General features: G+C 68.5%; 22 protein-coding genes. 3 read left to right on the top strand and 19 right to left on the bottom strand.

All coding sequences use genetic code 11. From position 1 onward, the window contains the following. Positions 1-145 precede the first annotated feature (145 nt). Complete coding sequence (locus VHA82_RS19035) at positions 146-1246, top strand: porin (RefSeq protein ID WP_325546700.1); 1101 nt, start codon at positions 146-148, stop codon at positions 1244-1246. 35 nt (positions 1247-1281) lie between these two features. Here VHA82_RS19035 and VHA82_RS19030 read toward each other — a convergent pair whose 3' ends face one another. The 15 genes from VHA82_RS19030 to VHA82_RS18960 all read right to left on the bottom strand — a co-directional run bounded on the left by VHA82_RS19030 (position 1282) and on the right by VHA82_RS18960 (position 17696). Further along, positions 1282-2082, bottom strand: coding sequence for an SDR family NAD(P)-dependent oxidoreductase (locus VHA82_RS19030; protein ID WP_325546698.1), 801 nt, complete (start codon positions 2080-2082; stop codon positions 1282-1284). Then, the gene (locus tag VHA82_RS19025) at positions 2079-3098 is read right to left on the bottom strand and encodes an NADP-dependent oxidoreductase (protein WP_325546696.1); all 1020 of its coding nucleotides are present in this window, start codon (positions 3096-3098) and stop codon (positions 2079-2081) included. The genes VHA82_RS19030 and VHA82_RS19025 overlap by 4 nt, the downstream gene beginning before the upstream one ends. 23 nt (positions 3099-3121) lie before the next feature. Continuing rightward, positions 3122-4339 (bottom strand): serine hydrolase domain-containing protein, encoded by a 1218-nt coding sequence (locus VHA82_RS19020; RefSeq protein ID WP_325546694.1) that lies wholly within the window; start codon positions 4337-4339, stop codon positions 3122-3124. A 51-nt stretch (positions 4340-4390) separates the two neighbouring features. Beyond that, the gene (locus tag VHA82_RS19015) at positions 4391-5362 is read right to left on the bottom strand and encodes a tripartite tricarboxylate transporter substrate binding protein (RefSeq protein WP_325546692.1); all 972 of its coding nucleotides are present in this window, start codon (positions 5360-5362) and stop codon (positions 4391-4393) included. A 59-nt stretch (positions 5363-5421) separates the two neighbouring features. Then, entirely contained in the window at positions 5422-6489 is a 1068-nt protein-coding gene (locus VHA82_RS19010) for a 3-keto-5-aminohexanoate cleavage protein (protein WP_325546690.1), read from the bottom strand. 126 nt (positions 6490-6615) lie between these two features. After that, positions 6616-7464 carry a TauD/TfdA dioxygenase family protein gene (locus VHA82_RS19005; RefSeq protein ID WP_325546915.1) on the bottom strand — a complete coding sequence of 283 codons (849 nt, stop codon included), beginning with the start codon at positions 7462-7464 and terminating at the stop codon, positions 6616-6618. A gap of 130 nt (positions 7465-7594) precedes the next feature. Then, positions 7595-10240: a LuxR C-terminal-related transcriptional regulator gene (locus tag VHA82_RS19000; RefSeq protein ID WP_325546688.1), complete on the bottom strand. Its 2646-nt coding sequence runs from the start codon at positions 10238-10240 to the stop codon at positions 7595-7597. 38 nt (positions 10241-10278) lie between these two features. Next, entirely contained in the window at positions 10279-11262 is a 984-nt protein-coding gene (gene dhaK / locus VHA82_RS18995; RefSeq protein ID WP_325546686.1) for a dihydroxyacetone kinase subunit DhaK, read from the bottom strand. Further along, a complete protein-coding gene (dhaL, locus tag VHA82_RS18990; protein WP_325546684.1) occupies positions 11259-11897 on the bottom strand; it encodes a dihydroxyacetone kinase subunit DhaL in 639 nt (212 codons plus the stop codon). The genes dhaK (VHA82_RS18995) and dhaL overlap by 4 nt, the downstream gene beginning before the upstream one ends. Before the next feature lie 23 nt (positions 11898-11920). Beyond that, positions 11921-12928, bottom strand: coding sequence for an ABC transporter ATP-binding protein (locus VHA82_RS18985; RefSeq protein WP_325546682.1), 1008 nt, complete (start codon positions 12926-12928; stop codon positions 11921-11923). Then, positions 12921-14030, bottom strand: a complete 1110-nt coding sequence (locus VHA82_RS18980; protein ID WP_325546680.1) for an ABC transporter ATP-binding protein — start codon at positions 14028-14030, stop codon at positions 12921-12923. Before VHA82_RS18980 ends, VHA82_RS18985 begins: the two co-directional genes overlap by 8 nt. Before the next feature lie 84 nt (positions 14031-14114). Then, positions 14115-14315, bottom strand: a complete 201-nt coding sequence (locus tag VHA82_RS18975; RefSeq protein ID WP_325546678.1) for a hypothetical protein — start codon at positions 14313-14315, stop codon at positions 14115-14117. Continuing rightward, positions 14312-15259: a carbohydrate ABC transporter permease gene (locus VHA82_RS18970; RefSeq protein ID WP_325546676.1), complete on the bottom strand. Its 948-nt coding sequence runs from the start codon at positions 15257-15259 to the stop codon at positions 14312-14314. The genes VHA82_RS18975 and VHA82_RS18970 overlap by 4 nt, the downstream gene beginning before the upstream one ends. Beyond that, on the bottom strand, positions 15256-16227 hold the full coding sequence (locus tag VHA82_RS18965) for a sugar ABC transporter permease (RefSeq protein WP_325546674.1): 972 nt from the start codon (positions 16225-16227) through the stop codon (positions 15256-15258). Before VHA82_RS18965 ends, VHA82_RS18970 begins: the two co-directional genes overlap by 4 nt. 137 nt (positions 16228-16364) lie before the next feature. Further along, positions 16365-17696 (bottom strand): ABC transporter substrate-binding protein, encoded by a 1332-nt coding sequence (locus VHA82_RS18960; protein WP_325546672.1) that lies wholly within the window; start codon positions 17694-17696, stop codon positions 16365-16367. Positions 17697-18006: 310 nt separating this feature from the next. Here VHA82_RS18960 and VHA82_RS18955 point away from each other — a divergent pair, with 310 nt between their 5' ends. Together VHA82_RS18955 and dhaK (VHA82_RS18950) are read left to right on the top strand one after the other, a co-directional pair. Further along, positions 18007-19035: a LacI family DNA-binding transcriptional regulator gene (locus VHA82_RS18955; RefSeq protein ID WP_325546670.1), complete on the top strand. Its 1029-nt coding sequence runs from the start codon at positions 18007-18009 to the stop codon at positions 19033-19035. Between the two features lie 58 nt (positions 19036-19093). After that, positions 19094-20077, top strand: a complete 984-nt coding sequence (dhaK, locus tag VHA82_RS18950) for a dihydroxyacetone kinase subunit DhaK (RefSeq protein ID WP_325546668.1) — start codon at positions 19094-19096, stop codon at positions 20075-20077. Positions 20078-20116: 39 nt separating this feature from the next. Here the strand turns inward: dhaK (VHA82_RS18950) and VHA82_RS18945 are convergent, their stop codons facing one another. The 4 genes from VHA82_RS18945 to VHA82_RS18930 form a co-directional block, all read right to left on the bottom strand. Next, positions 20117-21022, bottom strand: a complete 906-nt coding sequence (locus tag VHA82_RS18945; protein WP_325546666.1) for an alpha/beta hydrolase — start codon at positions 21020-21022, stop codon at positions 20117-20119. Then, positions 20979-21407, bottom strand: a complete 429-nt coding sequence (locus VHA82_RS18940; RefSeq protein ID WP_325546664.1) for a hypothetical protein — start codon at positions 21405-21407, stop codon at positions 20979-20981. The genes VHA82_RS18945 and VHA82_RS18940 overlap by 44 nt, the downstream gene beginning before the upstream one ends. Before the next feature lie 270 nt (positions 21408-21677). After that, on the bottom strand, positions 21678-22370 hold the full coding sequence (locus VHA82_RS18935) for a tyrosine-protein phosphatase (RefSeq protein WP_325546662.1): 693 nt from the start codon (positions 22368-22370) through the stop codon (positions 21678-21680). A gap of 124 nt (positions 22371-22494) precedes the next feature. Next, positions 22495-22989, bottom strand: a complete 495-nt coding sequence (locus VHA82_RS18930) for a hypothetical protein (RefSeq protein WP_325546660.1) — start codon at positions 22987-22989, stop codon at positions 22495-22497. Between the last annotated feature and the right edge of the window lie 38 nt (positions 22990-23027).

The raw sequence follows: 23027 nt of genomic DNA, 5'->3' as shown, positions 1-23027 counted from the left end.
GCCGCGCCGCTCCTTCACGCTCCTTCACCTTGCCCTCCCCCCTCCACGCGAGTGGGGCCGCGGAAGACTCGGGCGCCTAGATTGCAGACCGCGAGTGCGCAAGCGTTCGCATCCCGCGCACATCGAAATCCTCCACGGAGACCTCATGAAACTCAGACTCACCGCCGTCTGCGCCGCCCTGGCCTCGGCACCGGCCTTCGCGCAATCTTCCAGCGTCACGCTTTACGGCGTGGTCGACGTCGGGCTCACGCACGCTTCGGGCAGCGTGAGCAGCGTGACCGCGATGAACTCCAATCGCAACGCGTCGTCGCGCCTCGGCTTCAGGGGCAGCGAAGATCTCGGCGGCGGCCTCTCGGCGAGCTTCACGCTCGAAGGGGACGTGCTCGTGGACAGCGGCAGCGGCGTGACCACCCCGCTGCCGGGCTGGGCCTCCACGACCAACACCACGGGCGGGGCGAGCGGCGGCTTCCAGTTCAACCGCATCGCGACCGTCGGACTCGCGGGCGGCTTCGGCGAACTCTCGCTCGGCCGCAACTACACGCCGACCTTCCTGGTCGATGCCACGTACGATCCGTTCACGTCCAACGGCGTGGGCTTCAGCCTCATCAGCGGCACGGGCGTGTTCTACACGGCCGTGGGCAGCGTGAACCATCTGCGCGCATCCAACCTGATCAGCTACGTCACGCCGAAGTTCGGCGGCTTCGCCGCCACGCTCGCCTATGCGCCGAGCGAAGCGCAAAGCACGGCGCCCAAGGACGGCTCGTACACGGGGCTGCGCCTGAGTTACGCCAAGGGTCCCGCCAACGCCGACTTCGCCATGGGCAAGACGACGCTCGCGGCGGTCGGCGACCTGCGCACCACGAGCTTCGGCGCCTCCTACGACTTCGGCGTCGTGAAGCCGATGTTCGAGTACAGCGAGGACAAGCAAGGCGCCGCCGGCGCGAACGGCCGCAAGAAGGGCTACGTGCTGGGCGCCTGGGTGCCGGCCGGCCCGGGCCAGGTGCGATTCCAGTGGGGCCGCGTCACGCGCACGTCCGACATCGCGGCCGAAGGCAAGGTGAGCCAGGTGGCGCTCGGCTACGTCTACAACCTGTCGAAGCGCACGGCGATCATCGCCACCGTGACGCGCGTGAAGAACTCGAACTACGTGAACGGCCCGGGCGCCGGCTACCAGGTGGGCGGCGTCGCGACTTCGCCCAACAGCAGCGTGAACGCCCAGGACATCGGCATTCGGCACATCTTCTGACGGCCGGCCCGCTCACCGCGGGCGCGACTGGACGCTCACGGCGCCGCTTGCGGCACGCGGTCGAGCGCTTCGAGGATTCGCTCGTGGCGCGCCTGCACGCGCGCGCGCATGCGCGTGGGCGTGAAGATGTAGAAGTCGCCGCGCTGCACGCCCCCGAGTGCGATTTCGGCGGCAAGCTGCGGCGCCGCGCCGGCCGCGATGCTTTCGCGCAATGCCCGCTCGGCGCGCGGCGAGCGCTCGGCGATGTGCGTCGCCACCGGCCCGGGGCACAGCACGGACACGCCGACGCGGGACCCCGCGAGCTCCTGCTCCAGCGCCTCGCTGATCGCGACGACGGCGTACTTCGTGGCCGCATACGCGCCCATGCGCACGTCGCCGCTCACCCAGAAGCCCGCGCCCGACGCCGTGTTGACCACGTGGGCGCGCTGTCCGTGCCGATGCATGAGCGGCAGGAAATGGCTGAGGCCGTTCACCACGCCGAACACGTTGACGCCGAAGGCGCGCTGCCAGTCGGCATGCGAAAGCGATTCGAGCGCGCCGCTCGCGTCCACGCCCGCGTTGTTGAAGAGAAGGTGGATCGCCCCGAGCTCGCGGTCGAACGCGCTCGCGGCGGCGCGGACCGCCGCGTCGTCCGACACGTCGGCCGTGCGCGCGGCCACGCGCCTGCCGGTCGCAAGGATCCGGTCCTGCGTTTCGGCGAGCCCCCGCGCGTCGACGTCCACGAGGCCAAGGTTCACGCCGCGATGCGCGAGCGCGCACGCGATGGCGCGCCCGATGCCCGATGCCGCGCCCGTCACGACGGCCGTGGTGCCCGCGAAGTCGAACGGCGTCGTCACGCGAGCGGCTCCGGCGAGACGCGCACGAGCTGCTTGCCGAAATTCGCGCCGGAAAAAAGGCGCGCGAACCCCTCCGGCGCACGCTCGATGCCGTCCACGATGTCCACGTGGTACTTGAGGCTGCCGTCGCGCACCCATTCGGCGAGCTGCGCGGTGCCTTCCGCGAACCGCGGGATGTAGTCCGAGATCAGGAAGCCCTGGATCAGCGCGCGCTTCATGATGACGTTGCGAAAGAGCTTCGGGCTCCACCAGTCTCCGGTGGCGTTGTAGCTCGCGATCATCCCGCACATCGCGATGCGCGCACCCGCGTTCATGTGGGCGAGAACGGCATCCATCACCTCTCCGCCGACGTTCTCGAAGTCCACGTCCACTCCGTCCGGGCAAGCCGCGCGCAGGTCCTCGAGCACCGCGCCGCGCTTGTAGTCGACGCACGCGGCCAGGCCGAATTCCTCCTGAACGAAGCGGCACTTGCGCTCGCCGCCCGCGACGCCGACGACACGGGCGCCGAGAATCCTGCCGATCTGCGCCGCGATCGAGCCGACGCCGCCCGCCGCCGCGGACACGACGAGGGTCTCGCCCGCCTTCGGGCGGCCCACGTCGGTGAGGCCGAAGTAGGCGGTCAGCCCCGAGCTGCCGAGCACGCTCGCGAGCGCGGCCAGCGGCAGGCCGTGGTGCAGCGGCACGGGGCGCACGTGCCGCGCGATCGAGTACTCCTCCCACGCCATCGGGCCTTCGACCACGTCACCGGGGCGAATGTCGCCGCGCCCGGATTCGACGACCACGCCCATCGTCATGCCGCGCATCGGCTCGCCCAGCGCCACCGGTGCCATGTACTGGTCGATGTCGCTCATCCAGACCCGGTTGGTGGGCGCCACCATCAGGTACACGTTTCGCACGAGTACCTCGCCCTCGCGCGGCTCGGGCACGGGAGCCTCGACAAGCTCGAGGTCGTCGTCGCGCAGTTCTCCGGCGGGGCGGCGGCGCAGCACCCAGCGGCGGTTGGTGAGGTCTTTCATGAAGCGTCTTTCTCCGTTTCGTGTCACGCGAGGGCGCCGTACACGGCGTGGCGCAGCAAGGCGCGGTAGCGCCCGCGCACCGCGACGTCGTTTTCCTGAAGCATCAGCACGGCCACCAGCCGCTCGCCTGGATCGGCCCAGAAGTAGGTGCCGAGCGCGCCACCCCAGAAGAAGTCGCCGATCGAGCCGGGCACCGGCGCGAGGCCCGCGTGCGTGCGCACGCCGACGCCGAGCCCGTGGCCCTGCCCGAGGCGCGGCAGCGGCGCATTGATGCCGAGGCCTTCGGTCGATGTGCCGAACCCGATGCCGCGCGGCAGCTGATCGGCCAGCATCCAGTCCACCGACCTGGCGTCGAGGACTCGCGCGCCGTCGAGCGTGCCGCCTGCCAGCAGCATTCTGCAAAAGCGCGCATAGTCGGCCGCCGTCGAAAGCAACCCCGCACCGCCGGATTGCCACGCCGGCGGGCAGGCGGGGTCGAAGTCGAACAGCACCGCTGTCGGCGCACCGGGGCCCGTGCGCGGCCGCGCGAGGCGAGCGCCTTCGCGCAGGCGAAAGCCGGTGTCGCGCATGCCGAGCGGCCCGGTGATGCGCTCGGCGATCACGCGGCCGAGGGCGTGGCCCGACACGACTTCCAGCACGCGCCCGAGCAAGTCGGTGGACATGCCGTACTCGAATTGCTCGCCCGGATGGCATTGCAGCGGCAAGAGGGCGAGCTTGCGCGCCATCTCCGCGTTGCTCTGCCCGGGCTCCATCACGCCCGCCTCGCGGTAGAGGCGCTGCACGGCCGAATCGCCGAACATGCCGTAGGTGAGGCCCGAGGTGTGGCGCAACAGGTCCAGCACCGTCATCGCACGCCGGGGCGCATGCCGCACGAGCCGAGGGCCTTCTTTTTTGCCGCCTTCTTTGACGGCCTCTTCGCACCCGACCTCTACGTGCGCGAATTCGGGCAGGTATTCGCACACAGGGTCGGCGAGCCTCAGCTGTCCCTCCTGCGCGAGGGACAGCGCCGCCGCGGCCACGAGAGGCCGCGACATGGCGGCGATGCGAAAGACCGTCGAGCGGCGCATCGGCCGCGACGGTTCCCCCGGGTCCTCGAGGCCGAAGGCTTCGAACCAGACGGCCTCGTCCCGATGGCAGACGAGCACCACGGCCCCCGCGATCGCCCCGCGGGAGGCGTCCGCGGCCAGCGTGTCGCGCGCAGGCGCGAGCCGCTCGACCGCCAGTGCGCGCGCTTCAGCCATGCAGCCCGCCGGCGGCAACTTCGAACGCCGCGCCGGTGCCGCTGTCGCAGTTCACGGCTGCACGTTGAACTTCGTCACGATCGCGGCGTTGCGCGCGTACTCCGCGCGCACGGACTGCGCGAAGGCGGCGGGCGTCTGCGGCGGCATGATCTCGAAGCCGAGGCCGACGAGCCGCTCGCGCACGGCGGGCACTTCGGCCGCCTTCTGCACGGCGCGGGCGATGCGCTCGACGTCCGCATCGGACACCTTGGCCGAGGCGACGAAGCCGAACCAGTTCGTGTAGTCGAGGTCGGGGCGGCCGAGCTCGATGAACGTGGGCACGTTGGGCAGGGCCGGATTGCGTGTGCTGCCGCCGATGCCGTAAGCCCGCAGCTTGCCCGCCGCGATCATCGGCGGCGACGTGATGACGTTGTCGAAGAGCACGGTGATCTGGCCCGACATCACTTGCGTGAGCGCCGGCGGCGCGCCGGCGAAGGGCACGTGCTGCAGATCGAGCCCGTAGTCGTTGTTCAGGAAGAGGCCGGCGTAATGCGACGCCGTGCCCGGGCTGTGCGACGCGTAGCTGTACTTGCCCGGGCCGGCCTTCAGGTAGGCGACGAGCTGCCTGAAATCCTGCGCCGGCACCGCCGTGCCCGACACGAGGAGGTTGCGCACGCGAGCGACCGCGTACACCGGCTTCACGTCCTTCAGCGGATCGAAAGCGGTCTTCATCACGTGCGGGATCTCGGTGAGCACGTTGCTCGCGGTCACCATCAGGGTGTTGCCGTCGGCCGGCGCGTTGAGCACGGCCGACATGCCGATGCCGCCGCCGGCGCCCGGCTTGTTCTCCACGATCACGTTCTGACCGATGTCCTTGGCGAGCTGCTCGCCGACGACGCGCGCCATCACGTCCATCACGCCGCCGGGCGGCGCGGGGACGACGAGCTTCACGGGCTTGTCGGCCCACGCGAACGCCGACGTCGCGGCGCATGCAAGGATGGCGGCGCAGACGGCGCGGCGGCGGTACGAGTGCATGGGGGTCATGGGGATGTCTCCTGTCGGTGTTTGCGTTCGGGATCGGATTGCGCTCTCGCCACCGGGCATCACGCCGTGGCGAGCGCGTGGTGCGTGAAGCCGCGCTGGCCGCGCTTGCGGTTCGGCGCGAACCCGTTCTTCGCGAGCGTCTCGTCCGCGTCGCGGTAGAACTCGCCGATGCGGTAGATGCGCCGCGCTTCCTGCGCGTTCGCCACTTCGCGGCCGAGCTCGCGGCTGATGCGCACGAGCTGTTCGATCTGCCGCACGGACGTCATCTTCTGCTTGCGGTCCTGCGTCCAGATGTTGTCCTCGATGCCGCAGCGCACGTGCAGGCCCATCGCGATCGCCATCGTGTTGAGCGGCAGCACGTTGAGCATCGAAGTCTCCAGCGTGAGCACCGCGCCGTCCGGGCAGGCTCGCACGAAGTTGGCGAGGTTGTAGAGATTCGGCGCGTCGAAGCCGCCGCCGATCGCCACCCAGGTGAGGATGAAAGGCACGTTGCACACGCCACGCCGCATCATGCGCTCGATCGTTTCGAGCTGCGTGATGTTGGCAAGCTGGAAGTGCGACTGGATGCCGTTGGCGGACAGGCGCCTCACGTGCTCTTCGAGCCAGCCGGGGCCGGCGGGAATCGTCATCTCGCGGTACGCCTCGTACAGCTCGGGCTGGCCGATGGAGGTGCCGTGCAGGTCGGCGTCGCTCATCTGCTCCACGATGTTCATCTGGTTGGAGTTGACGGCGACAGTCACCTGGTCCGGCTTCGGCCGCAGCTCGGCGAGCATATGGCGCGTGTCGTCCGACAGCCACTTGGCCGCTTCGCCCTCGCTCTCGGGCGCGAACGAGATGGAGCCGCCCACCTGGATGATGAGTTCCGGCACGCGGGCGCGGATGCCCTCGATCAGCTCGTTGAACTTCGACAGGCGCTTGCTGCCCTTGCCGTCGAGTTCGCGCACGTGCAGGTGCAAGACGGTGGCGCCCGCGTCGTAGCAGTCCACCGCCTTCTGGATCTGGTCTTGCATCGTCACCGGGATGTCTTCCGGAAAATCTTCCGGCATCCACTCGGGGCCGTAGGGCGCCACGGTGATCACGAGCTTGTCCTGGTTTTCGGGATACATCGAGCCGTCGAGGAAATGCATGATGGATTCCTTGGATGGTGAGCGGGGTGGTAAGCGAGGTGGTGAGCGGGATGGTTCGAAGCTTAGGCGGCCGATGCGCCCTTCGTCCCCCCGCCGTCGGGGGGGCCCGCGCGCCGGAGCGTGGCCTCAGTACGTCGCTTCGCCGACGATGCCCGCGCGCTCCATCTTGCGATCGCAGGGCGGATAGTCCATCACGGCGTAGTGCTGGGTGCAGCGGTTGTCCCACATCGCGACGTCGTTGGGCCGCCAGCGCCAGCGCACCTGGTACTCGGGGATCATCGCCTGGTTGATGAGGTACTGCAGCAACGCGGCGGCGCCCTGGGTGTAGTCCTGCCCGTAGCGCACGTTGGCGGCGGTGTGGAAGTTCGTGAAGTGCGTGGTGAACGCGTTCACGAAGAGGATCTTCTCGCCGGTCTCCGGATGCGTGCGCACGACGGGATGCTCGGCATCGGGGAACTGCGCCTTGAGCGCGAGGCGCTTGTCGATCGGCATCGCGCCGCCGAAGCTCGCCTCGATGCTGTGGCGCGCGCGCAAGCCGGCGATCTGCTCCTTCACGCGTTCGGGCAGCTTCGCGTAGGCGAGCGCCATGTTCGCCCACATCGTGTCGCCGCCCACCGGCGGACACTCGACGCAGCGCAGCACGCAGCCGAAAGGCGGCTTCTCGCGCCACGTGGCGTCGCAGTGCCACGAGTTCTCGTAGCGGTCGTTCGGCGTCTCGGGCGACTTGTAGATGCGCACGAGCCCCGGGTGGTCGGGGTCGCTGCCGGCCACCGGATGGTCTTCGAGCTCGCCGAAGTGGCGCGCGAAGGCGACGTGCTCGGCCCGCGTGATGTCCTGGTCGCGGAAGAAGAGCACCTTGTGCTCGAGGAGGAGCCCGCGGATTTCGGCGATGAGCGCGGGGTCGCGCGACGCCGCGCCGAGATTCACGTCGGGCACGACGGCGCCGATGGCGCAGGTGAGCGGCTGGGCGCGCAACATGCGAACGGGCGACGCGAAAGCTGTGGCGGCAGATGCGGCAATCATGAAGGTCTCCTCGAATCCCGCGAGATTAGGCCCCCGCCCCGATGGCATCCCCCCCAGCGGGGAGGGGGGCCGCCGGCCCACGCTACTGCGCGAGCAGCCCGAGGATGCGCGCCCGCGCCACCACCTGCTTGCGATGGCCCGCGTCGAGCTTGGCGAAGAGATTTTTCATGTGCCACTTGATGGTCTCCTCGCCCACCTGCATCGCGAGCGCGATCTCCTTGTTGGACAGGTTGCGCGCCGCGAGCGCCAGCACTTCGCGCTCCTTCGGCGTGAGGGCGGTGCTCGGCATGGCGCGGGCCATTTCGGCGGGCCCGGCCGTGAGTGGGGCCGGCTTCGGCGCGGCGGCCGGGCCGGTTCCCGTGAGCTCGCGCACCCAGGCGGCGAGCGCGGGATGCGCATCCTCGAACACCCGCTTCAGGCCGTGCATCTGCGCAAGGTCCATCGCCTCGGCCATGAGCGGCCGCGCGCGTTCGCCGCAGCGGTCCAGCGCGTAGGCCCGCAGGCCGAGCAGCTCCACGTGCAGCCTGCCCTGGCGAAGTTCGAGCGCGTGGGCATCCGCGGCCGTGAGCCGCTCGGCGGCCAAGCGCCAGTCCTGCGCCGCGATCGCGTCGTAGGCGTGAGCGACGGCCCGCACGGAACCCACCGCGCGCTGCCAAAGCGGGCCGCGCTGCGCGTGCTGCGCGACCAGCTCGTCGAGCTGCCGCATCGATTCTGCGCAGCTCTCGCGGCGTGACCGGCTTGCGTGCAGCCGGACTTGCTCGGCCAGGCTCACGACGCGCAGGCGCGGCAGATTGCGCGCGATGCCGACGGCGTCGAGCGCACCCAGCAGTTCGCCCGCGCGCGGGTCCGAGCCGGAGGCCGCCGCGGCGCGCGCCAGAGTGCGATAGCCGAGCAGCACGCATTCGGGCAGGCCCGTGCGCTCCAGCACGTCGAGCCGGTTGGCCATGAGCGCGGCGACTTCCTGCGGCCGGTCCTCTTCCCATGCGGCGGCGCTCACGATGGAGGCCACCATGGTCGCGAACGCGCTGCGCCGGCCCAGGTCGCCTTCGGCCGCCGCGAGCGTGGGCCGCAGGAGCTGGTCCGCGAGCGCCACCTGGCCCTCCCACAGATAGCTGAGACCCACGATCAGCTCGCCCCAGCGGTCCAGGTTCAGCGACCCGACGGCGTGCGGCCCTTGCTGCTGGCGCAGCCGCGCGAGCGCGGGCCGGCCCTCCAGCAGGTCGCGGAAGGCGCTGCGATTCGCATGGATCTGCAGCAGCAGCGGCGCCTTCAGCGCGGGAGCGTCCGCCCACGGGTCGTGCAACGCCGCGAAGGCGTCGGGGTCGTCCGCGAAGTTCGCGGCGCCGCCGAGGATGAGGGCGCATTCGCACCGCAATTCGTCATCCGCCTCGGGGTTCGCGAGCAGCCGGTCGACGTACGCGCCCGCTTCACGGTGCCGCTCGCTCACCGCGAGCGACCATGCGGCGGCGAGCAGCAGGCGCGGCCGGCGATCGACTTCCTCGCGCGGAAGCTGCGCAAGCCATTCGAGCACGCTGCCCTGCTCGCCCCGCTTCACCATCGATTCGTAGAGGCTGCGTTCGGCGAGCTCGTAGGCCTGCCGGTCGTGCCCCGCGGCGAGCGCGTGCTGCGCGGCGACGTCGAGCATGCCCTGCTGCGCGAACCAGTCGGCCGCGCGCGCATGCAGCTCGCGCCGCTCCTGCGCGGGGAGGTCGTGCAGGCGCGGCATGAGCGCCGCGCGCGCGAGCGAATGCATGCGCACCCATTCGCTTTGTTCAGCCGCGACGAAGACGGGCGTTTCGCGCACGAGGCGGGCAAGCCGCTCGGCCGCACCCTCCTCGCCCGCGAGCACCGCGGCGAGCCGCGGATGCAGATGCGCCACCAGCGAGACGCGCGTGAGAAAGCCGAGGTCCGCCGGCGCGAGGTTGGCGAGCATGAAGCCCACGAATTGCTCGCGCAGCGCGCCCCCATGCAAGTCGAGCGCCGGCAGGCCCGCATCCGCGCCGGCCGCGCCCATCACGGAGAGGGCCAGTTGCAGCCCGAGCGGCCAGCCTTCGGTCATTTCGTGCAGGCGGGCGGCCTGCGTTGCATCGGCCGCCTGACCGAAGCGGCCGCGCACGACGGCCAGGGCGTCGTCCAAGGTGAATCTCAGCTGGGAGGCGCCGACGACGGCGCATTCGCCATAGGCGACGAGATCGTCGAGCTGCAGATCGCAGTCCGCCCGGGCCGCCGCGATCGCGCGCAGGTTCGCGGGGAGGTTGCGCAGGAGGTAGGCGAGCGATTCGCGCGAAGCGGCGGGGAGGCGATCGGCCTCGTCCACGAACAGCACGACGTCGAGCGCGCTTTGCGCGACTTCGGCGAGCCACATGGTGATGCCCTCGAGCGCGTCGGCCGGTGCCTCGGCGAGCAGCGCATGGCCGAAGGTGGGACGGCCCGCGCCGACTCGCACCGAGAGCGCGAGGCTTTGCGCGAAGCGCGGCGGATCGTCCTGCGGCTGCGCCGAGAGCCACGCGACGGCGAAGCCGTGCGCGAGGAATTCGCGCCTCCACTGGGCGAGCAGCGATGTCTTGCCGAAGCCGGCGGGAGCCTGCACGAGCACCACGGGACGATCCAGAAGCGGCCCTTGCCGGATCGCGAGCCTCGTTCGCGCGACCAGGTGGCGAGGCACGCGAGGCGGCGTGACCTTCAGCAGGAGATCGGCGCGCGTGCTCGATGGCAGGGAGGCGGACATGGTGGTCGCGCCATCGTAACGCCTTCGCGCGGGCGGGCCTACCAGTGAAGCGCGGCCGTGCGCACGTGCGCATCCCACAGGGATTTCAGTTCATCGTCCATCATCGATACGGTGAGCGACGCGCCGGCCATCTCCAGCGCCGTCGTGTAGTTGCCCACCAGCGAGCGCGCCACCTTCAGGCCTTCGCGCTCGAGCAGCCGGCTTGCGCAATGGAAGAGGACGTACAGCTCGATCAGCGGCGTGCCGCCGAAGCCGTTCACGTGCAGCAGCACCTCGCGGCCCCGCGCCGGCTTCAGGTCGCCCAGGATCGCGGCCATCAGTTCGTCCACGAGCTCCCGCGCGCGCTTGAGCGGCCCGCGCCTGCGGCCCGGCTCGCCGTGAATGCCCACGCCGAACTCCATCTCGCCCTCGCCGATGTCGAATGTCGGCCGGCCTGCCGCGGGCACCGTGCAGCTCGTGAAGGCCACGCCCATCGATGCCGTGAGGCTGTTCACGCGGTCGCCCAGCATCTTGCACTGCTCCAGGCTCGCACCGGCTTCGGCCGCCGCACCCACGAGCTTTTCCACGATCAGCGTGCCCGCCACGCCGCGGCGGCCCGTGGTGTGCGTCGAGCGCTCGACGGCCACGTCGTCGTTCACCAGCACCGTGGCGCAGGGGCGGTCCATCATCTCCGTGGCCATCTGGAAGTTCATGACATCGCCGGCGTAGTTCTTGACGATGAAGAGCACGCCCCGCCCGTTGTCGACCGATTCGGCCGCGGCCAGCATCTGGTCGGGCGTCGGCGAGGTGAACACCTGCCCGGGACACGCGGCGTCGAGCATGCCCTGGCCGATGAAGCCGCAGTGCAGCGGCTCATGACCCGAGCCGCCGCCGGAGATCAGAGCCACCTTGTTCACCGAGCGCTGCCGGCGCCGCACAAAGGTCGGCTCCAGGTGCAGCGCAAGCAGCTCGCCGTGCGCGGCCGCCAGGCCCTCGAGCGCTTCTTGCAGGAGCGAGCCGGTGTCGTTGACGAATTTCTTCATGAGGTCGCTCCCACGGTGAGCAAGTCGCACACCGCGAACACCGCCACCTGGCTCGTCTTCGCGCCGGGGTCGATGTGGCCGAGCGCGCGCTCGCCCAGGAAATGCGCGCGGCCCTTGGTCGCGATCATGTCGCGCGTGGCGAGCATGTTGGATTCGGCTTCGGCCTTGAGCTTCGCGCACAGGGTGCCGCGGTCGCTGCCTTCGCCGGCGAGCCGCAGCAGCAGCCGCGATGTCGGGATCAGCACGTCGAGCATCGTCTTTTCGCCGACGTCGGCCTTGCCGCGCGTCTTGATCGCATCGACGCCCGCTGCGAGCGCGTGCGCGAACTGTCTCGCATCGGGCTCGGGGAGGCCCTCCAGGGCCTTGCCCATCGAGATGAAGAAGCTGCCGATGAGCGGGCCGGAGGCGCCGCCGATGGTGGACAGCAGCTTCATGCCGATCCTTTTGAAGGCTTCGGACGGCGCGAGCGGCAGCAAGTCGCTTCGCAGCGCCACGATGGCCTCGCAGCCTCGCCTCACGTTGATGAAGTGATCGCCGTCGCCGATCGCGCGATCGAGCGACTCGATGTGCTCCTCGTTGGCGATGATGGCGGCCTGCACTGCCTCGGCGGCACTGACGATGTCGTGGGTGTTCATGCTGGGGTCCTTCCTTCGATGTGTCAGGCCACGCGCTGCCCGGCTGCGTCGAACAGCAAGCGGTGTTCGCGTGGAAACTCGAGGCGAATGCGCGATCGGGGCGCGGGCGCCACGTCGCCCATGAAGCGCGCGCGGACCTCGACGCCCTGGTACTCGGCGACGACGTGATGCTTCAGCAGGGACGATTCGACGACGGTGCAGTCGAAGCCCTCGTCCCGCGCCCCGACGCGCACGTCCTCGGGCCGGATCGCCACGTTCGCGACGGCTTCGGCGTGCTGCTGCCCGAACCAGGCGGCCGGCAGCACGTTGATTTGCGGCGATCCGAGGCGCTGCGCGACGGGGATCGAGTCGGGCGAGCGGTAGATCTGCTCGGGCGTGCCGACTTGCCGGATGCGGCCTGCCTCCAGGATCGCGATGCGGTCGGCAAGCGTCGTGGCCTCGACCTGGTCGTGCGTGACGTAGACGACCGTGGCGCCGCTCGCCTTGTGCACGCGCTCGAGTTCCACGCGCAGCTCCTCGCGCAGCTTGGCGTCCAGCGACGACAGCGGCTCGTCCATCAGGAACACGCGCGGCTCGCGCACAAGGGCACGGCCGATCGCCACGCGCTGCATCTCGCCGCCGGAGAGCTGCGTCGCCTTGCGCTGCAGCTTGCTTTCGATCCGCAGCGTGGCCGCGACGCGCTCGACGCGCCGGCCGATCTCGGCTTCGTGCACGCGCCGCATCGGCGCGCGCAGCGGAAACGCCAGGTTGTCGTAGACGCTCAGATGCGGGTACAGCGAATACTGCTGGAAGACGAACGAGCAATCGCGCCGCGCGGGCGGCATCGACGTCACGTCGGCGCCGTCCATGCGGACGCGGCCGGCGTCGGGCCGCTCGAGGCCCGCGATCACGCGCAGCGCCGTGGTCTTGCCCGCGCCGCTCGGGCCGAGCAGCACGAAGAATTCGCCGTCGGCCACTTCGACGTCGATGCCGTCGAGTGCCGCGACAGTGCCGAAATTCTTCGAAATCCCCTGCAGCTGGATGCTAGCCATGGCGCATTCCCGATGTGTGGGCGAGCGTGGTTTCGCTCGGGAGCAGTCTTTGCGTCGCGGCGTCGAACAGCACGACATGACGCGTCTCGAATTCGAGGCCGACCTGCAGGCCGGTCTCGGGCCGCGCCGACTTGTCGGCGAGCACTTTCAGCGCGCCGGCATCGGTCCGCACTTCGACGACCCAGTGGGAGCCGAAGTACTCGACGTGGCGCACGCGCCCGCCGAGGCAGCCCCGGCCGGCGTCGCACAGGCGCACGTACTCGGGCCGCACGCCCAGCACCACCGAGGCCGCGGGCGCCTCGATGCGCGGAACGGCGACCGCGCATCGCGCGATGCGCACGGTCGTGTCGCCGCGCACGACCGGCGCATCGGCCTCGAGCAGGTTCATGGCCGGGCGGCCGATGAACTTCGCGACGAACAGGCACGCCGGAAAGCCGTAGATGCCGCGCGGGGTGTCGGCCTGCAGGATGTCGCCCTGGTCCATGACGACGATGTGGTCCGCGAGCGCCATGGCTTCGTTCTGGTCGTGCGTGACGAACACCGTCGTGGTCCTCAGCCGGTCGTGCAGCTTGCGCAGTTCCACGCACATCAGTTCGCGGAATTCCGCATCGAGCGTCCCGAGCGGCTCGTCCATCAGAAATGCCTTCGGTTGACGCACGATGGCCCGCCCGAGCGCCACGCGCTGCCTGTCGCCCCCCGCAAGCCCCGACACGCTGGAGCCGAGCAGGTGGCCGATGCGAAGAATGGAGGCGACCTCGCCCACGCGGCGGTCGATCTCGGCGCGCGCCACGCCCTCGTTGCGCAGCGGGAACTCGAGGTTGCCGCGCACGCCCAGGTGCGGGTAGAGCGCGAACAGCTGAAACACCATGGCGATGTCGCGCTCGCGCGGACGCAGGTACGTCACGTCGTCCCCGTCCAGCGTGATCTCGCCGGAGGTCGGATATTCCAGGCCCGCGATCATGCGCAGGGTCGTCGTCTTGCCGCAGCCCGACGGGCCGAGCAGCACGACGAATCGGCCGTCCTCGAAGACGAGCGAGGAGTCCTTCACGGCGGTGAAGTCCGAAAAGCGCTTGTGAAGGTTGCGGATGCAGATTTCGGCCATGTCAGTTCTCCATGCCGCGCAGCTCGAGGTGGATAGGGCGCAGCCCGACGGGGCATCGGGGAAGTCGCATCGGGGGTGCGCCTTTCACTCGCGGTCCCCTCGAGGCAGCTTGCCGGCAACGGACAGGCCGACGACGCCCGTGAGCAGCACGGGAAATCCGTAGCTGTAGACATCCAGCGACCAGGGCTGCATCAGCATGGCCAGGCCGGTGCCGATCGCAAGCGTCGTGACACGCTCCCAGGGTGCGCGGCGCAAGAGACGGCGCGTGTTTGCGAGTGCGGTCATTTGCGGATCGCTCCGAAGGTGACGCCGCGCAGCAGGTGCTTGCGCAGCAAGACGGTGAAGACGAGCACGGGCAGCAGGAAGAGCGTCGTGCCCGCGGCCATGGCGGGCCAGTCGAGGCCGCCTTCGCCGATGATCGTGGGGATGAATGGCGCGGAGGTCTGCGCGGTGCCGCTCGTGAGCAGCAGCGCGAAAGCGTATTCGTTCCAGGCGAAGATCAGGCAAAAGATGGCGGTCGTCGCGATGCCGGTTGCAGCCTGCGGCAGCACCACGCGCAGGAAAGCCTGCAGCCGCGTGTAGCCGTCGACCATCGCGGCTTCCTCGTACTCGCGCGGGATCTCGTCCATGAAGCCCGTGAGCAGCCATACCGCAAGCGACAGGTTGACCACCGTGTACATGAGGACGAGGCCCGTGTGCGTGTCGCTCAGCCCGACCTGGCGGAACATGAGGTAGATCGGGATCGCCACGGCAATCGGCGGCATCATCCGCGTGGACAGGATGAAGAACATCCAGTCGTCCTTGCCGGGCACGCGAAAGCGCGAGAACGCATAGGCGGCAAGGGTGCCCAGAACGACCGACAGCAGCGTGGAGCCGAAGCCGATGGCAAGCGAATTGACGTAGCGGTCCTTGAAGCGCGAGGGACCGGCCAGAATCATCTGCTGCTCGCGCACGAGCTTTTCATACCATGCCGCCGGCGGCGGAAGCGATCGCAGTTCTTCCTGCGACACGCGCGAGCGCGTCGTGAACAGGTTCACGTAGCCGATGAGCGAGGGCTCGGCGAACACCTTGGGCGGGTAGGCGATCGCGTCGCTCGGCGTGCGAAAACTCGTCATGAAGATCCACGCGAGCGGGATCAGCGACAGCACCGCGTAGGTGACCACGGCGACAGCGGCGAACCACCTGGAAAGACGGCTCGGCTCAAGGGGGCTGTGCGGCGCGGCTTTCATCGCTGTTTCACCTTGTCCAGGAAGCGCACCGTCACGAGCGACATGCCGTAGATCGCGACGAAGAGGATGATCGCGAACGCCGAGGCGTGGCCCGTTCGCCATTTCTCGAACGCTTCGCGCTCGAGCGAAATCGACGCGACCTCCGTCACCGAGCCCGGCCCGCCATTGGTGAGGTTGTTCACGAGGTCGAACATCTTGAAGTTCTCGATGGAGCGAAAAAGCAGCGCGAGGACGATGAAGGGCAACACCATCGGCAAGGTGATGCGCCAGAATTTGGTCCACTCGGACGCGCGGTCGATCTCCGCGGCCTCGTAGAGATAAGGCGGAATCGAACGCAGTCCCGCGAGCAGCAGCAGCATCACGTACGGCGTCCACATCCAGGTGTCCACGAGCACGATCGCCCACGGGGACAGATCGACGTCGCCGAGCATGGTGAACTTCTGCGGACCGCCGAAGAAGCCGACGATGTAGTTGAAGATGCCGTATTGGGGCTCGAAGAAGTATTTCCAGAACGTGCCGACGACCGCGGGCGCGAGCATCATCGGCAGCAGGATGGCCGTGCTCCAGAAGCTGTGCGAGCGGAATTTGCGGTTCAGCAGAAGCGCCAGGCCGAAGCCGAGCAGCATCTCGAGGGCGATGGACCAGCACATGAAATGCGCGGTGACCTGCATGTGGTCCCACACCGCTTCGCTGCCGAGGACCCGGCGGTAGTTGTCCAGGCCGACCCACGCGCTGCCCGCATCGGGCCGGTTCGCGCGGTAGCGCGTGAAGGACAGCCAGATCGTCCACAGCAACGGAAAGATGTTGAACGCAAGCAGCAGCGCAACCGTGGGGCCGACGAAGAGCCACGCGAGCGCCCGGTCGGACAAGCCGTGGCGCAACAGCGCGCCGCCGGCAGCGGGCAGGCTGGCGGCTTCGAGCCGCATGCCGGCCGACGCATTCCCTTGCATGAAAAACCGAGGCTTCACGGTAAGCTCCTCATCGTCTGTCTCTGGTTGGCCGCTTCCGCGTTCGGAAGCCCCCCGCGGGCCCGGCTCGCGGCCGGTCCGCCGGCGCTTCCCGCGAGGCGCAGGCGCCGAAGGCGCTTGGCGGGGGGGGTGGGCTTCTACTTCAGCTTGCCGTCTTCGCGGAAGATCTCGGTCCAGTCCTTGACGAGCCCGTCCAACGCGGCCTGGGGCGTGCCCTTGCCGGCGACGACGTAATCGTGGACGCGGTTTTGCATCGCGAGCAGCAGCTGCGCGTACGACGGCTCGGCCCAGAAGTCCTTCACGATCTTCATGGAGTCCAGGAACGTCCTGGCGTACGGTGTGCTCTTGTCGAATCCAGGTGCGTTCAGCACCGACTGCAGGCACGTGAAGCCGCCCGAATCCCACCACTTCTTCTGCACGGCGGGCTGCGCGAACCATTTCATGTACTGCAGCGCCATGTCCTTCTTGTCGGAGTACTGCACGACCGAAATGCCCTGGCCGCCGAGTTGCGCGAATTGCTTGTCGCCCCTGGGGATCGGGAAGAAGCCGCTCTTGTCGCCGCCGACGTTCGGGTCCTTGGAGATCCCCGGGAAAAAGGCGATGAACTGCATCTGCATCGCGACCTGCCCGGACTTGTACGCGTCGAGGTTCTCGGTCATGTACGCATTGCTGTGGCCGGGCGGAGTGACGGTGTCGTACAGCTCCTTGTAGAGCTTCAGGCCCTTCAGGGCGCCCGCATTGTTGACCCAGCCTTTCATCTCGTACGGCTTCTTCGGGTCCTCGTATTCGAAGCCGTAGGCGTACAGCGTGTTGGTCACGCCCATCGTGATGCCTTCGGAGCCGCGCTCGGTATAAAGCGCCGCGCCGTAGACCTTCTTGCCGTCGATCATGCGGCCCTGGAAGAACTGGCCCACCTGCTTGAACTCCTCCCAGGTCTTCGGCGCTTCGAGCTCATGGCCGTACTTCTTCCTGAACTCCGCGCGCAGCTCGGGCCGGGAGAACCAGTCCTTGCGATACGAGAAAGCGACCGCGTCGCCCATGGCGGGCAGCGCCCAGTAGTTGGGCGTGCCCTTCGGCCACTCGGAGTAGCCCCTGACGGTTGCCGGCATGAAGTCCTTCATGCCGATGCCATTCTTGTCGAAGAAGTCGTTCAGCTTGACGTAGTGCCCCTGCTCCGCCGCGCCGCCGATCCACTGGCTGTCGCCGATCAGCAAGTCGCACAGCTTGCCTTTCGAGTTGAGCTCGTTGAGCATGCGTTGCGCGAAATTCGGCCAGGGCACGAACTCGTACTTCATCTGGATGCCGGTGCGCGCGGTGAAGTCCTTCGACAGCTCCACCAATGCGTTGGCCGGATCCCACGCGGCCCAGCACAGGGTGAGGGTCTTGTCCTGCGCGTGCGCGCCGAGCCCCGTGAGGGCCAGCGATGCCCCGGCGAGCAGCCGCAAGAGGCTCGATCGGATTTTGCTCATCTAGTGTCTCCAAGAGTTGCGGAAGATGCGAGGCGGCCCATCCGCCTCGCGCATCAGCCTCTCGTCCGCGTCCTGCGCCGGGTACCTCACGCCAGGCCGGGGGCGACCGTCTGATGGGATTGATGGTATTTACATCATTTAATAAATCCATCAATACAAACCCTATGCTGCAATGCAAATCAATCATGGTCCTCACTCGTGGCCTGGAACGCCGTCGTGCATGCCGCGGCCGGCGCTTGCGGTGTCGGGCTGGCGAAAACTGCAGTACATTCCCATCAATGCCAGGATGGCGATTGATTGATTGAGGGGAATGCCTGCAACCATCAACCAGATCGCCGAGGCAGCCGGCGTCAGCACAGCGACGGTCGACCGGGTGTTGAACAATCGCCCCGGCGTGAACCCGGCGACGGTCGAGCGGGTCCGCTCGGTGATGGCGTCGCTGGGCGCCGGCGCTCCCACGCGCGGCCGGCCGCGCGCGACGCCGAACTACCGCTTCGGCTTCGTGCTGCCGGCCGCCCGGCGCGGGTTCTTCGACATGATCGACCGCATGGTCGCTCAGGCCGCGGGCGACTTTCGCCACCAGCACATCACGGAGATCACGCACCGGTTGCCCAACAGCGACGGCGCGGACTTCGCGGGCGAGCTTGCGAAGATGACCGACCTGGACGGCATCGCCCTGCTCGCGCCCGACGTGCCGCAAGTGAAGCTCGCGATCAACGAGCTGGTGCGCTCGGGCGTGCACGTGGTCACGCTCTTTTCCGACGTGCCGGGCTCGCAGCGCGAGACCTTCGTCGGCGCCGACAACCGCGCCGCGGGCCGCACGGCGGGGCTCTTGCTCGGGCGCGGCCTGCCTTCCGCACAGGAAAGCCGCTGCGTGATGCTATCGCCGCCCACGCGCTTCGCCGCCGAGATCGACAGGCGCATCGGCTTCGCGCAGGTGCTGGAGGAACGCTTTCCCCACGCGATGCTGTTCGAGCTGCCCGACATGCCGGAGGCCGAGGAGCAAGCCTACGCGTTCGCCAAGGAATTTCTCGATCCGCAGAAGGTCGGCGGCCGCATCCATGCGCTCTACAACGTCGGTCCCGGTTCGCACGGAGTCAGCCGCGCGCTGCAGGAGTACGGCTACGACAGCTCGCTCGGCTTCGCCGTCCACGACCTGCTGGAAATGCATCGGACGCTGCTCGTGGCGAACGTCGTCACCTACGTGCTGCAGCAGGACGTGCACTACGGGATCATGACCGCCGCACGAGTGCTGCGGCTCCTGTGCGAAGAGGTGCGAGGCGCGCTCGCCGTGAGCAATCCGCGGATCGAAATCATCACCGCCGAAAACCTGGCCTGAACCGCGTGACAGCCCGCTGACAGCGTGACCATAATGATGCAGGAACGGCTGGGGACGCATGAAGAAGTTCACCAACATACCGAGCGATATCGTCTTCGAAAGCGCGTTGGGCTTCGCGGCAGCGCACTCGGGGCTGGTCACGCTGAATGCCGATCCCTTGTTCTTCGCGCGCAGGCACCCCGATCGCTCCAAGGTCGCGATCATCTCGGGCGGCGGCTCGGGGCACGAGCCGCTGCACATCGGCTTCGTCGGATCGGGAATGCTCGATGCCGCCTGCCCCGGCGCGGTCTTCACTTCGCCCACGCCGAATCAGATGCTCGCGGCGGCGCAGGCGGTGGGAGGCGAGGCCGGGGTGCTCTTCATCGTCAAGAACTACGCGGGCGACGTCCTCAACTTCCAGATGGCAATGGACATGATGGACCTCGAGTTCGCCTCGGTCCTGGTCAACGACGACGTGTCGCTCGACACGAGCGCGCACGGCGCGGGGCGCCGCGGTGTCGCCGGCACCGTTGTGGTCGAAAAGATGGTGGGCGCGGCAGCCGAGAGAGGCGACGGACTGGGCGACTGCAAGCGTCTGGCCGACAAGGTGAACGCGCGAACCGCTTCGATGGGTGTTGCGTTCACCAGTTGCACCGTGCCGGAAGCGGGCGTCGCGACGTTCGAGATCGGCGAAGACGAGATGGAGGTGGGCGTCGGCATCCATGGCGAGCCGGGACGGCGCCGGACGCAAGTCCGGTCCGCGGCGGAGATCGTGGCCGACCTCCTCGACGCCATCCTCAAGGACATCGCGCCCGTGCGGGGAGACGAAGTGCTGCTATTCGTCAATGGGCTCGGAGGAACCCCCCTGATGGAGCTCTACCTGCTGTATCGGGAGGCGAGCGAAGCGCTCGTGCGGCGGGGCGTCGCGCCGGCGCGATCGCTCGTGGGCAACTACACGACTTCCCTCGAGACGGCCGGCGCCTCGATCACCGTGACGGTGCTGGATGAGGAGCTCAAGGCTCTGTGGGACGCACCGGTCGTGACGCCGGCATTGCGCTGGTGATCGTCGCGAAGTGAACGCGCATGCCCGGATGCGCGCGATTCAAAGACGCCCCAGCGCCGCCACGAGCGCCTTGCGCACGCTCGGATACTGGTGCACGTCGCTGTGGCCCGCGCCGTCCACCCGCAGCAGTTCGGCCCGCCGCATCGACTTGCAAAGCGTCTCGCTGTGGTGGATGGGGATCAGTTCGTCCTTGCTGCCGTGGATCAGCATCACGGGGCCCAACAGCTTCGCTGCGTGCTCGAGCGTGTGCAGCGGATAGCGCAGCACCTTTTCCGGCACCCATGGGTAGAGCTCCGCCGCGAGCGCGCGCATGCTGCTGTAGGGCGACACGAGCAGCGTGAGGTCCGGCGCGTGGCCCGCGGCGCACAACTGTGCCGCGAGGCCCGCCGCCAGCCCGGTTCCCAACGACTGCCCCGAGATCACCACGCGCTTGCCCGCGTAGTGCGGCGCGAAGTGTTCCCACACCGCGCACACGTCGGCACGCAGCTGCTCCTCGCTTTCGATCTCGCCGCTCGACTTGCCGAAGCCGCGGTAGTCGAACATCACGACGTCGAAGTTGGCCTGGCGGAATGCGTCGAGATCGGTGAACCACTTCTTGAGGTTGCCCGAATTGCCGTGCAGGAAGAAGAACACCCCGCGCGGACGCTCGAGCCTCAGGTGGGCAACGGAAAGGCGCGCGCCCGGCACGTCGATGAAGAACTCGCGCGTGTCCGCGTCGCTGCACACCGGGTCGTCGATCGCGAGCGGCGCCGGCTCGAACAGCAGGCGCTCCTGCCAGAAGTAGAGCCATCCGATGGCCGCGGCGTAGACGGTGCCCACGGCCAGCAATACGGAGGCGGAGAAAATCGCGTAGACCATGATGCGCCTGCCTTCGGTGCCGGGTACTGCTTCTCGCGCCGCCCTACTCGTGAGGGTCTTCACGAGTGTCTGCGCGAGGGTCTTCACGGCGGTCGCCGTCGCGAGTCTGTTTGGCGTCGGGGTCGCTCGGGCCGATGCGATCCGACATTCCCACGTTCGGCGCTCCCAGGTCCCCTGCGTCGGATGGATTCTTCTCATCCCAGGTGCGCCCGGCCCGCGTGACTTTGCCGCGCGGATGCACCATGTCGCCGCCGTCGTCGAAGTCGAGCGTGCCGCCGGCGTCCGGCCGGTCTTCCGCGGCCCCGTGGTCGCGCTGGTTCACGCCGGAAGGCGCGACCAGGTCGGGCTGGGCATCACTGGTGAGGCCCGGCCGCGCCGGTCCATCTCCGCGGTCGTCCTGCCGGGTGTCCGGTAAGGGACGGTCCCGCTCTTGCGTCGGCTTGCCGGTCGCGGACTCTTCCTGATTTGGCATCGCCTCTGCTCCTTCGTTTCGGCGCCGGTGTCTCCGGCGGTGTGAAGGCAGTGTGCGTCCACGCAAAGCGCGCGAACTGTCGGCTCTGCCCGTTGCGTTACGTAGGAGACTGTCGCGGCGCTGTTACGGAAAGCGGCGCGGCGGCGGCCGCGCGATCAACGCTCGACCGCGTTCGTCGCGTCGGTGGGGAACCCTTGCTTCGACATCCATTCGTCGCTGAAGATCGTGTCGCTCCCCCGAGTCCGGCAGGGATGGCCGCGGACCGCGCGATCAGAGATAGAGCTCTGCAAGCCTTCGCCGCTCGCGTTCCCCGAGCGCGAGCGCATCGCGCAGGTAGGCGTCGAGCGTCCCGTGGTCCTCTTCGATGGCTTCGAAAGCCGCCAGCAGAAATTCCGGCTGCACGCGGAAGAGCACGTCGCGGATCTCGGGCGCGAGCCGGCCGGCGGCCGGTGTTCTCGGCCGCACGAGCTCGTTCGTAAGAAGATAGTCGCGCATCACTTCTTCATGCGACGCGCCGAGCGCGTAGAGCACGAGCGCCGCCGCGAAACCGGTGCGGTCCTTGCCGGCGGTGCAGTGGAACACCGTCGGCTCGTTGGAAGCGAGCAGATAGGCGAAGAACTGCGCGAAGCGGTCCGAGCTCGTGCGCACGAAGCCGCGATAGGTGTCGCGCATCAGCTCGACCACGTCGTCGCCCGAGAGCGTGAGCCCCTGCTCGAGCGCCTCGTCGATCTTCTGCACGACGGTGGGCTCGATCGCGAGCGAATGCACGGTGACGCCGGGCAGGCGGCACACGGCCTCCTCGCGTTCGTTCACGCCGCGGAAGTCGAGCACGCGCGTGATGCCGAGCGCGCGGACCTGCCGCGCATCGTCTTCGTCGAGCGCGCCGAGGTGGTCGGAGCGGAACAGGGTGTGGGGCCTGACGCGCGGAAGGAGGCGGAAGTTCGGGGAACCGGTGAGTTGCATGACTCACCGATTATCGCCGAGGTGAACGGCCTCGCCACCCACGCAGGCACCGCGGCCTCGTTGTCGGCTGGGCCATCGCGTGCCCGTAGGACGCAGGAGTATCCCGACCCGGATCGACGGGGATTCACTTCCTCGTCTTCGACAAGCCTTTGGCGTCCCAAAGCTCCTTGACCGTGCGCCCGTCATCGATCACCCAGTGTGTCGGGCCGCGCACCGCGCCGCTCCTGTAGCCCTCGCGTCTAAGCAATTCGGTGGCGAGACTACTCATCGAGTAGCGCTTCCCCTCGAACAGCAGGGCGCCCGAAGACACCGCCGCACTCAATTTGCGAACGCGGTTGCCACGGTAGTCGATGAGGTGGACTTTCTGCCCTTCGCGCAGCGAACCCTTCGAAACGAGCTGCATCAGGTCGACCTTCGGAGCCTTGGACGAGCGCGGCTGGGCAACCGCCTGCGCAAGCAGCGCGTCGAGCTCCGGATCGGATTCGGTCGGCGCTGGCGAGGCAACGGCCTGCCCGATCCCGAGCAGATTGCGCAGAGCGGAGTTGGGCGTATCGACAAACGGCCTGGCCCTCGCCTGAAGAAACGCGAATACCTCGTCGTCGATTTCGATTCTCGGCATCGGCTGCTCCGGGTACGTCTCCGCTCTCATTCAAGAAT

The sequence above is a fragment of the Ramlibacter sp. genome, from assembly GCF_035548915.1.
Taxonomy (GTDB): Bacteria; Pseudomonadota; Gammaproteobacteria; order Burkholderiales; family Burkholderiaceae_C; genus Ramlibacter.
Note: the sequence above shows the minus strand (reverse complement) of the source record. Positions and strands in the feature narration are given on the sequence as shown.